The following is an 11828-nucleotide window of genomic DNA, read 5'->3' as shown; positions in this document are numbered from 1 at the left end:
CCGTTCGGGGCCTGTAGCTCAATGGTCAGAGCAGGGCGCTCATAACGCCTTGGTTGGGGGTTCGAGTCCCTCCGGGCCTACCACGAACCTTTCAGTGTTTTGAAATATAGCGACTTTATGACTGGCTTGCTGCCTTCCCAGGGTGGGTTTGCTTCGTTCTGTTCTTGTTCCGTGCCCAGAGCGAGCCTCTTCATCCCTGCCGCCTGGATGTATCTCTGGATCTCGCAAGCGTCTTGTGGCCGCCCAGGCCATGATTGCGTCCACGGATCCGCGGCATTCCGCGATCATCGTCAGCTTGGCTTTCCGCAACCCGTGAGCGGTTCGATTCTCCAACTCCATGTCCCGCGGCGTTGTTCATGACGTTCCCCAGGCCCTTGACGCTGCAGGTACGTCCCGTCTCCGTTTGGAGGAAAGCCAGTTTCCCGGCGGCTACGGGCATGACCTCGTGGGCGACCTGGTGTTTGCTTTCCCAGCTTTTCGCGAGGTCGGGAAGCGGCGACGTCCACAGCACATGAGCCCTGCCGCCTGTCTTGCTTTGCTTGAAGACCAGCAGACCGTCGCGCCCGACATGCTGACAACGACCAGAAGATCCGTGTGCTCATTGATTGCCTCCTGTAGCTTGGGCGCGAGTAGGGTCGGTGAGATCCGGCAGGGAAAGAAAGTCAGCGACGTAGGCGACGGGCGCCATTCCCCAACTGCATTCTCACTGATTGCGCTAATCAGGGCTTCCCTGCGCTCGTCATGGGTCCGGTAGCGCAGCAGGCGACCTTGTTGGATTGCCTGGGCTGTTCTAAGAAGGCAGCAGGCTAACGTGGAGCATTCATAGCGTATCATCATTTCATTGAGTGTTCGTCATCCGAAAGGATGCTGATTTTATTTACGGCAACCGGCGCGCCGGAGGGGCGGTTTAATTTTTGGCAGACAGCACAGGAATTATCTACCGACACTCATGTGTTGCTCGTCCAAGGATGGAGCAACACATGGTATCAGGATGGCGTGCGCGGCCTTGGAAAAAGCTTGAACACCAGTATAAAGGAGATAGAAAAGCTTTGCCAATCGAAGGGCGTCCGAGAGGTATTTTGCTCTGGCCAGTCTATGGGTGGATACGGAGCGCTGTTGTTCGCTGGGCTGGTTAAAGGGGCAAGAGCTATCGCTTTCGGAGCGGAGACGATTCTTGATCTTCCGCATAGTCAATACAGCAGGAAAGCGAATCGTGATGTTAAAGTTCGGCATCCGGATTTAGCCAAATCCTTTAAGGATGGTTTAAATGCGCTGTTGATTTCCGGTGAGCGAGACCCGATTGACGTATATTGCGCCAATCATTTGATGGGCGTTCCAGGGGTAGAAGTAAGGACAATGAGATTCGTCGGTCATGGACCGGCTGGTTACTTAAGGAATCGTGCACGACTTGTTCCAACCCTGCGCAATTTCATGTCCGGAGAGCCTCTGCCTCCAATGCCGGAGTATGGGGATGCCCTATCTCATGGAGGTTTCCCGAGGCAATTTTATCATGGGTGGTGCGCGCTCAGATCGAAGAACTATGCAGAGGCTGTTTACGAACTTCAGGGCGCCACAGAATCATATCCGGCAAGCGATGAGGCGCATCACCTCTTGGGGCAGGCCTATGAAGGTGTGGGGGATATAAGCGAGGCTATGTCGAGCTACGCCGTGGCCAACAGCATTGTTGCACGCAAGGATTCAATGGTCTCATTTGCTTCATGTTTACGGCGGTTGGGCTCTGACAAAGGCAGTCTCTATGTATGTAAGACTACAAAGAACAAATGGCCTGATTACGCGCCGGCGCATTTTGGTGAAGGACTGTCGTATATGAAGATGGGTAGAAAGATGGACGCAAGGAAGTGCTTTCAGAGGGCGTGTGAGTTGGAGCCGCTAAATGCACATTACCGCGCGAGATTGGAACGCACTTAGTTACCTTAAGCCTGATTGTGCTAGCCTCGCCAATCAGAAGATGTGAAATAAGGTTTGCGTGGAGCTTTTCCGTCCAAAGGTGAACATAGCCTTAGTTGAGTTTGCTAGTTATGCCCTGCCGTCGATTGGGCAGCCAGACCGAGGCAGCCCTCAACTATCCCGTCGTGATCACTGCCAGTGCGACGGGGGTCATTGGCGGAAAAGCAAACACGACGGGAAGGGTAAGCATGAAGCTGTTCACAATAACGCGTCGTGTTTCTTGACGGCCTTGCAGGCGTAGGACTTGCCGGCGTCACACTCGGCGCGAAGCTTGGCCGGCGATTTGCCCGCGGTCGATCCCGACGAGCAGGCGCAAAGGGAGGCGATCAGGATCAGGGCGATCAGGCGGGGCATGGGTCAGGCGTCCTGGATGGCCGGGTCGTCGACCCGGTCGTTGAGGTCGGCGGCTGCTTTTGCCGCGCGGAATACTGCCGCGAAGACCTCTTGGTCCTCGGCGCTGAAGCAAGCCATCCTGTGCGGGAGGTCCTTCATGAGTACGCTTCGCTCGTCGGCGCTGAGTTCGGTCATGAAGTCCAGGATTTGATCCGCCACCTCGCACACCTCAACAGGAGATGCCGGGTACCTATCTTCCAGAGCCGCCACGATCTCACCGTTCTGGCTTTGGCCATTGGCCTTGGCGGCTGCCTTGATCCGTTCGCGCAAGTCTTCCGGCATGCGAATCATCACGGGCACCACGCTTGCGCCACCAACCTGCCCTTGAACCATGAGTCGTCCTCCTCTGTAACATACACCCTGTCGCTGGCCCGCATGATCAGCGGCCGGCCCCCCGAGCCTAATCACACGCCACCAGCCGTCAAGGAATCGCTGATATTTAGTTGGCTCGTCTCGCGTGGGGCTTTTCCATCGGAAAGCGTGAGACGGAGCCGCCGGGGACAGGCGGCTCCGGTCAGGGAAGCTGCGCACGAAGCAAAGTTTCGGATGATACAAAGTAGTCGCGCATAAAACCGACCGGAGCCAGCCCGCCAAAGAAAGTGACAAAGGCAGGCGCGGGTCCATATCCCATCCTTACCTTGCAGTAATATGACAGCGCTTTGCCGGGCGTGATCGAGGCGCATGCTCGCAAGCCGGGAAGGCGCCCCGATGCCTGATTGGTTCAAGACGTGGCTGCGTGACGAGGCGAAACCCCGGGGATTCGCCCTCGTGCTGATCCTCACGTGGTTGGCGCCAAGGCTCCTCTGATGCTCGGCACGTTCAGTTCGAGAAAGCCTCGACTAGGTTCAGAACGGCGAGGATCTTTCGGGTGCCGCTGTCAACGCGGTAGATCCGGTCACCGTCGCGATAGTAATTCCACCCTCGGCGCTGCTCCAGGCCATACCGATCCAGGTCGCGGATCAGCACGTAGTTCCCGACGCGCAGCATGTCGCCGACCCGGGTGCCGTAGCGCTTGCCGACCTGACCCGGCGGAACGCAAGGCGGGTTCTTCTTGGCGAGTCCAGGCGGGCAATGGGCCACATATCGGGTTTGCACGCGATGGCCGTTTCTGTGGCCAAGTTCGTCATGATGGCGCGCGAAACCGCCTTTTCCATTGCCTCGACCGGGATCGGCCGCGCCCGGAGCGGCGCCCATCGCGGCAACAGCCACAGCGGCCATGAGTGTCGGTGCCAGTTTCATCCTTCGTGCTCCAAGGCAGTATCCAACGATAGCATATAGCGTCTGCGTGCCTCGAAGTTGCATCACGAAAACATGCGCCGGCGAAAAGGCGCTGCCGGCGGACCTGGGTTGCCGGCCGCTCGGCGCCCGATGTTCGCGTCAGTGGACGGAGCGGGAACATCTCGAAACCGATCAGTTCAGAAATAGAGCCATTTCCCGAACAAACATGGAACATTTCGGCATTGCCAATCCGCCTCGCGTGGGGCTTTTCACGGATAAGCGCATGCATTCAGCTGGGCTCCGGGGCGATGAGCTGCGCCGGTATGACTGGCCGGCCTTCGCCGGCGGTGGATCCCGGCCGAGATCCAGGATGTCATGGTCAAGCGGGCGCTGCGCTACGCGCTGCTCATTGCCTGGCAGTGGGTCGGCGCTCGATGCCGGCGCGAAGATCGGCGAGGCGGGGCGTTTTTTTATATTTTCATGCAAGCTGATTAAACAACTCATCAACCATGCCGAGATAAAACTTATCCATAGGTAGTATTTCAGGGTGCGGGATGGCTAATTAATCTTCTCAATATAGACTCAATCGTTCACTTTGTGTTCGGATCTTGGTGTTGAGAATCAGGATCCGGTTATGATGATCTTTGGTAACGTGCTCGCGGTTGAGCTGGAGGATGATTTGGAGGCGCATGTCCGCCGCTACCTCGCTTTCCGCTTCGCGGGCCACGCTGTAATGGAACTCCGTTCGCACAACGAGATCTGGACGGCAAGGCTGCGCTCGGCCGAATCCGGGGATGTCGAGGTCAAGGTCAGAGCCAATCTGATCGAGGATGACCTTTGCCTGGCGTTCGACATCTTAGAGCTCTCGGCATGACGACCTTGCGCTGCTGATGTCACTGGTATCCGGCATGGGCCTGAATGAAGTCGATGCCGGCCTCTTCGGGACCGGGCTGCCCCTCTCTGGCTGATCTCGCCGCCACGAGGCGGGCGATGGTGGCGGTTGACCGCCTAGGCCAGCATGAGCGTTGGGCGGGTTTCGGCTAGGCCGGCAGGATGGCGGGTTTTTGGCGAGCATATCGTGAATGGCTCGGCCTAATATCCTCGCATGCCTGTGCTCATGCTGTTACCCGTCGCCGCAGCGATTGCCCTTACATTGGCCACTATCCGCAGCGGATGGCGAAGATACCTGCTGTTCGCGCTTGGTGGGGCGGTCCTGGCTCCGTGGGTGCTGTATCTGATCGCTTTGGTGCGGATGGATCTGCCGCCCTGAGTGACCAGACAGCGTCAGGGTGCGGCACATAAAAAAGCCGGACCCGAAGGCCCGGCGCTTTCCAACTGGTTCACTGAAATGATGCACTGATTAACTGATCAATCAACTACAGCGCGACGAGGATTCGCGATAGTTGTCTCTTTGGGCAGGATGCGCCGGGAGGTGGTCCACCGATGACCGTCGATCCTGGTGCGTTCGTTGGTCCCGGCGCTGCACCAGCCCCGGTGCCGCGGCGCTTGGCAAGGAACCGAACTCGAACAGCGCGTCCCTGGCCAATGGGCCGCGATCTGCCCCGCCAAGGTTTGATCCAGGAGCGCCTCGGCCTGACTTTACAGGGCATCGCGCTGTTTCCTTCACAAGCCCTGCCGGTCCAGGAAATCCTCCAGCACCTCGGCCAGTCGTTCGGCCCAAAGCTGCTGGCCGGCCTCGTCGGCGATCAGGTCGTTCCTCACCTCGATCAGCAGGTTCGGCCTGCCATGCGCCAGCGCGTGGCGGTCGATGGAATCGCCGTCCAGATGGCCGGAATAGGGTTCGTTCTCGCCGGTGATCCAGCCAAGGTCGCGGCATTCGCGCACCATGGCCGGACCCAGCCGCTTGTCGCGATGCGAGTAAAGCACCCCGACCGCCCAAGGCCGGCGCGGCCGGCCGCGCAATTGCCGGGTAAAGCTGTGGATCGCGCAGATCGCGCGGCGCGGATGCATGGCCGCCAGCCGGGCATAGGCGTCGTGATAGGGGCGGTAAAGCCGCTCGAGCCGCCTTTCGCGCTCGGTCGCATCGATGCGGCGATTGGCGGGGATCACCGTGCCGTCATAGATGCGCATCACCAGGGTCGGATCGTCCTCGCCGCGATTCGGGTCGATCACCAGGCGCGAGAAATCCGACAGGATCGCCGGGGCATCCAGCCGCTCGGCCAAGGCCCGCGTCAGCCCGGCGGCGCCGACGTCATAGGCGATATGGCGGGCCATGTCCTCGGGCGCGATACCCAGGTCGCCGCCGCCGATCCAGCCCGGCACGCGGTTCGTGGCATGGTCGCAGGTGATCAGCCAGCGCGAGGGCCGGTCCTCTCCGATCGTTGAATAGGGCTTTGCCGTCATCCGTCCGTCGCCTTTCCGCAGCAAGCTTTAGGCAATCGCAAGCCCAAGCACCAGTTGCCGCAGGCCGCCCGATAGGCCATAACAGCGGCGACGATAGCGCAAACATGCAGGGAGAGACGGATGAGACGGCATCGCAAGGTCAAGATCGTGGCAACCCTGGGTCCGGCATCCAGCGATTTTGCCACCATCCGGGCGCTTTTCGAGGCCGGGGCGGATGTGTTCCGCCTGAACATGAGCCACGGCACCCATGAGGAACAGCGCGCCCGCTACGACATCATTCGCCAGGTCGAGGCCGAATCGGGCCGCCCCATCGCCGTGCTGGCCGACCTGCAGGGGCCGAAGCTGCGCGTCGGCACCTTTGCCGATGGACCGCACGACCTGGCCGAGGGGCAATCCTTCCGCTTCGACCTGGACGCGACGCCCGGCGACGCCAGCCGCGTGCAATTGCCGCATCCCGAGATCTTTGCTGCGCTGGAACCGGGCGCCGAACTTCTGGTCAACGACGGCAAGATCCGCTTGCGGGTGCAGGCCTGCGGTGCGGATTTCGCCGATTGCACGGTGACTGCGGGCGGGGCGATCTCGAACCGCAAGGGCGTGAACGTGCCCGACGTTGTGCTGCCCCTGGCCGCGCTGTCCGAGAAGGACCGCGAGGACCTGGAATTCGCCTGCGAGATCGGCGCGGACTGGCTGGCGCTGAGCTTCGTGCAGCGGCCCGAGGACGTGATCGAGGCGCGCGAACTGGCCAAGGGCCGCGCGGCCATCCTGTCCAAGATCGAAAAGCCCGCCGCCGTGCGCGCCTTCAGCGAGATCCTCAAGGTCTCGGACGGGATCATGGTGGCGCGGGGCGACCTGGGCGTCGAACTGCCGGTGCATTCCGTGCCGCCGATCCAGAAGCGGCTGGTGCGCGCCTGCCGCGCGGCCGCGAAGCCGGTCATCGTCGCCACGCAGATGCTGGAATCGATGATCGAAAGCCCGATGCCGACCCGCGCCGAGGTCTCGGACGTGGCCACCGCCATCTACGAGGGGGCCGATGCGGTGATGCTTTCGGCCGAAAGCGCCGCCGGCGCCTATCCGGTCGAGGCGGTCGCCACCATGGACAATGTCGCGCGCTCGGTCGAAAGCGACCCGACCTATCGCGACATCATCGAAAGCTCGCGCAGCGCCAAGCGCCAGACCGTGGCCGATGCCATCGTCGCCGCCGCGCGCGAGATTGCCGAGACCACCGACATTTCCTGCATCTGCGCCTATACCCAGTCCGGCACCACCGCCAGCCTGACGGCGCGGGAACGGCCGCGGGTGCCGATCGTCGCCATGTCCTCGGAACAGGGCACGCTGCGCCGGCTGTGCCTGACCTGGGGCACGCATTGCGTCAAGACGCCCTCGCTGGAACGCTTCAAGCAGGCGGTGGTGAATGCGGCCAAGGCGGCGCGGGATTTCGGCTTTGCCGACGAGTCGAATCAGATCGTCGTCATGGCCGGCGTGCCCTTCAATGTGCCGGGCACGACCAACATTCTGCGTATCGCGCCCTGCGACGAGCGCTTGATCTATCGCACCGATCCAGAATAAGGCGCGGATCCAAAGAGATCTGCAACGGAAAGGTGATCCGATGATCGACATCCTGCTGTTGGCCGGCGCGGCGCTTTGCGCTCTCTCGGTCCTCATGGCCATCGTTTCGGTGGTGCGCACTCAGGCGCCCCGCGGTGCCGCGCTTCTGCTGGTGCTGGGCATCGTGCTGCTGTTCGCGGCCGCCTGGCTCGACCCGCGGCCCTTCGGCATCCAGTCGCTGGAGGAAAGCTGGCAGCGGCTGGTCAGCGGGCAGGTGACGACCGGCACCGACCCGGTGACCGCGCCGGCCCCCGAGGCGCCGGCCGAGACGGCCCCGACCGAAACGCCTGCCGCCGAAACCCCTGCCGAAGCCGCGACGGAAACCGCCGCCGATGCCCCGGCTGCGGACGCGCCAGAGGCTGAGCCCGAAGCTCCGGTCGAAGGGCAATAACCCTTGCCAATCCCCGCGTGCCCCCTTATAGGGCACGCTTCCACCCGCGCGGCCGGCCGAGATGGCATTGCCGAGTCGTGCGTTCACTCTGACCGCAAGGAGAGTAAAATGCCGAAGATGAAGACCAAATCGGCCGCCAAGAAGCGGTTCTCGATGACGGCCACGGGCAAGGTCAAGGCCGGCCCGGCCGGCAAGCGCCACGGCATGATCAAGCGCTCGACGAAATTCATCCGCGACGTGACCGGGACCATGATCCTGTCCGATGCGGACGCGAAGATCGTCAAGAAATACATGCCCTACAACCGCTAAGGAGAACCGGACATGGCACGAGTCAAATCGGGTAAGATCACCCACGCCCGCCACAAGAAGGTTCTGGACGCGGCGAAAGGCTATTACGGCAACCGTTCGCGCAACTTCCGCACCGCGACCCAGGCCGTCGACAAGGCCAACCAATACGCGACCCGCGACCGCAAGACGCGCAAGCGCAACTTCCGCGCGCTGTGGATCCAGCGCATCAACGCCGCCGTTCGCGCCGTCGATGCCGAGATGACCTATTCGCGCTTCATCGCCGCACTGGCGAAAGCGGGCATCGAGGTGGACCGCAAGGTCCTGGCCGACCTGGCCGTCCACGAGCCCGAGGCCTTTGCCGCCGTCGTCGCACAGGCGAAAGCCGCCGCCTGATTTCGGGCGAAAGGCTGGACTGACAGAACCCGCGTCCGAATGGCGCGGGTTTTTTCATGGCCCGGCCTTCGGGCAGGAGGCTCGCCCGGCGGCGCCGTCGCGGGGGCTCTGCCCCGTTCGTCGCTGAAAAAGGTCCGCTGGACCTTTTTCGCTCCTCACCCCCCGGAGTATTTGGGAAACGGTGAAGAGCGCCGGGCGGGAGGGGAACCGAGGCCGCGGCTTGCGGGTTCTGCCGCTGATGTCTCCTGACCACCCGCCCGAACGCTATCCTGCCCGTGTGGCCCTGCATCGCCAGCCGATGGGGGTCATCGCCAGCGCCATGACCGCACGGCGCAACGTGCTGGAACTGATCCCCGAGATCGCCACCCGCCAGCCCATGGTTTCGGGCAAGACCGGCAAGCGCTGGCATATGGTCATGGACCTGGGGGCGCTGCGGCGCGTGCTCAAGGACCGGGTGGAGGATTATCCGAAATCGCTGGTGACCCGCCTGATCCTGGAGCCTGCCATCGGCAATTCGATGTTCGTGGCCGAGGGCGCGCATTGGCGCTGGCAGCGCCTTGCCGCCGCCCCGGCCTTTGCGCAGCGCCATGTCGAGGCGCTGGGTCCGGTGATGACAGCCGCCGCCGAGGCCAGCGCGCAACGGCTCGCGGCGGCCGACGGCCCGGTCGATGTCTTTGCCGAGACCGTGGCCGCGACTTTCGAAGTGATCTCGGACGTGACGTTTTCGGGCGACGAGGGCTTCGACCGCGATGCGGTGCATCACGCCATCGACGCCTATATCGCCGGCACGGCGCGGATTTCCGTGCTGGACATCCTGGGGCTGCCCGGCTGGATTCCGCGCCCCGGCCGGCTGTTTTCCGGCGGCGACCTGCGCCGCATGAAACGCGTCGCCGACGAGGCGATCCGCGCCCGTGCGCGTTCCGGCCCCCGCCCGGTGCCAGACCTGCTGGATCTGCTCCGCGCCGGCGAGGACCCCGAGACCCATCGCCGCATGACCCCGGCAGAACTGCGCGACAACCTGTTGACCTTCATCGTCGCCGGGCATGAGACCACGGCGCTGACGCTGGCCTGGGCGCTTTACCTGCTGGCCTTCGACGCGCAGGTCCAGCACCGCGCCGCCAGCGAGGCGGTCGCGGCGCTGGGCGGCCGTGCCGCGACCGCCGCCGATCTGCCGCGCCTGACCTATATCCGGCAGGTGGTCGAGGAGGCGTTGCGGCTTTACCCGCCCGCGGCCTTCCTGTCGCGCACCGCCCGCATCCACGACAGGCTGGGCGGTCGCGAGGTGCGGCCGGGCGACACGATCATGATGCCGATCTATGCGCTGCATCGCCATCACATGCTCTGGGACGATCCCGACCGCTTCGACCCTGGGCGTTTCGCTCCCGGCGTGACCCGCGACCGCTTCGCCTTCCTGCCCTTTGGCGCCGGTCCCCGCATCTGCATCGGCGCCAGCTTCGCCTTGCAGGAGGCGGTGATTATCCTGGCCACGCTGGTGTCGCGCTTTCGCTTCGAGCTGACCGGGCGCCAGCCGCAGCCGCGCATGATCCTGACGCTGCGGCCGCATGGCGGGGTCTGGTTGAAGGTTGCGGAACGGTCTTGAAAGCCCGCGCGGGCCGGGCCAAAGTCCCGGCATGATCACCATCTATCACAAGCCGACCTGCTCGACCTCGCGCAAGGTCCTGCAGATGATCCGCGACGCCGGGCACGAGCCCGAGATCGTCGATTATGCCCGCGAGGGCTGGACCCGCGCCCAGCTTCTGGGCCTGTTCGCCGCCGCCGACGTCACGCCGCGCCAGGCAATGCGCGTCAAGGGCACCGATGCCGCAGAGCGCGGCCTGCTGGATGCCGGCGACGAGGACATCCTTGCCGCCATGGTCGAGAACCCGCTGCTGGTCGAGCGGCCCATCGTCTGCGGTCCCGGCGGCGTGCGGCTGTGCCGGCCGGCGGAACTGGTGGCGGAAACCTTCGCCCGCTGAGGCTTTTCCCTGCGGCGCCCGCGTGCTAATCGGCGCGGGAACCGCAAGGAAGCCTGCCATGTCCGATCTTTCGACCCTTCGCCAGTCCTATCTCGACCGCATCTCTGCCGCCGCCGACGGCGACGCGCTGGAGCAGGTGCGCCTGGCCGCCCTTGGCAAGAAGGGCGAGATCAGCGGCATGATGAAGGAGCTGGGCCGGATGACGCCGGAAGAGCGCCAGACCACCGGCGCCGCGCTGAACCGCCTGAAGGACGAGATCGACGCCGCGCTGCGCGCCCGCAAGCAGGGGCTGGAGGACGCGGCGCTGGACGCAAGGCTCAAGGAGGAATGGCTGGACGTGACCCTGCCGGGCCGTCCGCGTCCGCAGGGCACCATCCATCCGATCAGCCAGGTGACCGAGGAAGTCACCGCGATCTTCGCCGACATGGGCTTCCGCGTCGCCGAGGGGCCGCAGATCGAAAGCGACTGGTTCAACTTCGACGCGCTGAACATCCCGCCCGAGCATCCCGCCCGGCAGGAGCACGACACCTTCTTCATGGCCCGTGCCGGGGACGATCCGCGCCCGCCGCAGGTGCTGCGCACCCATACCTCGCCGGTGCAGATCCGCGCCATGCAGGCGACGGGCGCGCCGATCCGGGTGATCTGCCCGGGCCGGGTTTACCGGATGGACATGGACCAGACCCATACGCCGATGTTCCACCAGGTCGAGGGGCTGGCGCTGGGCAAGGACATCTCGATGGCGAACCTGAAATGGACGCTGGAGGAGTTCTGCCGCGCCTTCTTCGAGGTGGACGAAGTCGAGCTGCGTTTCCGCGCCTCGCATTTCCCCTTCACCGAGCCCTCGGCCGAGGTCGATATCCGCTGCTCGTGGGAGGGCGGCAAGCTGACCATCGGGCAGGGGGAAAGCTGGCTGGAGATCCTGGGCTCGGGCATGGTGCATCCCAAGGTGCTGGCGGCGGGCGGGATCGACCCCGAGCAGTGGCAGGGCTTCGCCTTCGGCATGGGCATCGACCGCATCGCCATGCTGAAATACGGCATTCCCGATCTGCGGGCCTTCTTCGAAAGCGACCTGCGCTGGCTGCGGCATTACGGTTTCGCCGCCGGGGACGTGCCGAGCGTGGCGGGCGGCTTGTCCCGGTAAGGGGCTGGGTCAGCGCGTCGGGTTCCCGGCCCGGGCTTTCGGTCCGTCCTCTAGAGCCCGGAGCGCCTGGCGGCGGCGTGTGATCCGAGTC

Annotated in this window: 13 protein-coding genes and 1 tRNA gene; 10 read left to right on the top strand and 4 right to left on the bottom strand. The window is 63.7% G+C overall.

The window, feature by feature from the left end; genetic code table 11:
• The first annotated feature begins 7 nt into the window (after nucleotides 1-7).
• Nucleotides 8-83, top strand: a tRNA-Ile gene (locus BLT64_RS05595).
• Between the two features lie 781 nt (nucleotides 84-864).
• Complete coding sequence (locus BLT64_RS25975) at nucleotides 865-1929, top strand: tetratricopeptide repeat protein (RefSeq protein WP_011748567.1); 1065 nt, start codon at nucleotides 865-867, stop codon at nucleotides 1927-1929.
• A gap of 237 nt (nucleotides 1930-2166) precedes the next feature.
• Here the strand turns inward: BLT64_RS25975 and BLT64_RS26760 are convergent, their stop codons facing one another.
• From BLT64_RS26760 to BLT64_RS05580, 3 genes are all read right to left on the bottom strand, one after another.
• Nucleotides 2167-2322 (bottom strand): hypothetical protein, encoded by a 156-nt coding sequence (locus BLT64_RS26760; protein WP_157137437.1) that lies wholly within the window; start codon nucleotides 2320-2322, stop codon nucleotides 2167-2169.
• Nucleotides 2323-2325: 3 nt separating this feature from the next.
• On the bottom strand, nucleotides 2326-2694 hold the full coding sequence (locus BLT64_RS26755) for an Arc family DNA-binding protein (RefSeq protein WP_041529953.1): 369 nt from the start codon (nucleotides 2692-2694) through the stop codon (nucleotides 2326-2328).
• A gap of 486 nt (nucleotides 2695-3180) precedes the next feature.
• Nucleotides 3181-3600, bottom strand: coding sequence for a hypothetical protein (locus BLT64_RS05580; protein WP_011748565.1), 420 nt, complete (start codon nucleotides 3598-3600; stop codon nucleotides 3181-3183).
• A gap of 613 nt (nucleotides 3601-4213) precedes the next feature.
• Between BLT64_RS05580 and BLT64_RS05575 the strand changes: the two genes are divergently transcribed.
• A complete protein-coding gene (locus BLT64_RS05575; protein WP_011748563.1) occupies nucleotides 4214-4453 on the top strand; it encodes a hypothetical protein in 240 nt (79 codons plus the stop codon).
• Between the two features lie 749 nt (nucleotides 4454-5202).
• Here BLT64_RS05575 and BLT64_RS05570 read toward each other — a convergent pair.
• Nucleotides 5203-5943 carry an N-formylglutamate amidohydrolase gene (locus BLT64_RS05570; protein WP_011748562.1) on the bottom strand — a complete coding sequence of 247 codons (741 nt, stop codon included), beginning with the start codon at nucleotides 5941-5943 and terminating at the stop codon, nucleotides 5203-5205.
• Between the two features lie 120 nt (nucleotides 5944-6063).
• On the opposite strand from BLT64_RS05570, the gene pyk reads away from it, so the two are divergent.
• From pyk to pheS, 7 genes are all read left to right on the top strand, one after another.
• Nucleotides 6064-7509 carry a pyruvate kinase gene (gene pyk / locus BLT64_RS05565; RefSeq protein ID WP_011748561.1) on the top strand — a complete coding sequence of 482 codons (1446 nt, stop codon included), beginning with the start codon at nucleotides 6064-6066 and terminating at the stop codon, nucleotides 7507-7509.
• A 40-nt stretch (nucleotides 7510-7549) separates the two neighbouring features.
• Nucleotides 7550-7939, top strand: coding sequence for a hypothetical protein (locus BLT64_RS05560; protein ID WP_011748560.1), 390 nt, complete (start codon nucleotides 7550-7552; stop codon nucleotides 7937-7939).
• A gap of 108 nt (nucleotides 7940-8047) precedes the next feature.
• Entirely contained in the window at nucleotides 8048-8248 is a 201-nt protein-coding gene (rpmI, locus tag BLT64_RS05555; RefSeq protein ID WP_010398741.1) for a 50S ribosomal protein L35, read from the top strand.
• A 12-nt stretch (nucleotides 8249-8260) separates the two neighbouring features.
• Nucleotides 8261-8620: a 50S ribosomal protein L20 gene (gene rplT, locus BLT64_RS05550; RefSeq protein ID WP_011748559.1), complete on the top strand. Its 360-nt coding sequence runs from the start codon at nucleotides 8261-8263 to the stop codon at nucleotides 8618-8620.
• Between the two features lie 238 nt (nucleotides 8621-8858).
• On the top strand, nucleotides 8859-10220 hold the full coding sequence (locus BLT64_RS05545; RefSeq protein ID WP_011748558.1) for a cytochrome P450: 1362 nt from the start codon (nucleotides 8859-8861) through the stop codon (nucleotides 10218-10220).
• A 31-nt stretch (nucleotides 10221-10251) separates the two neighbouring features.
• A complete protein-coding gene (locus BLT64_RS05540) occupies nucleotides 10252-10596 on the top strand; it encodes an arsenate reductase family protein (RefSeq protein ID WP_011748557.1) in 345 nt (114 codons plus the stop codon).
• A gap of 58 nt (nucleotides 10597-10654) precedes the next feature.
• A complete protein-coding gene (gene pheS, locus BLT64_RS05535) occupies nucleotides 10655-11737 on the top strand; it encodes a phenylalanine--tRNA ligase subunit alpha (protein ID WP_011748556.1) in 1083 nt (360 codons plus the stop codon).
• Nucleotides 11738-11828: the final 91 nt, after the last annotated feature.

This window comes from Paracoccus denitrificans (assembly GCF_900100045.1).
Lineage (GTDB): Bacteria > Pseudomonadota > Alphaproteobacteria > Rhodobacterales > Rhodobacteraceae > Paracoccus > Paracoccus denitrificans.
Note: the sequence above shows the minus strand (reverse complement) of the source record. Positions and strands in the feature narration are given on the sequence as shown.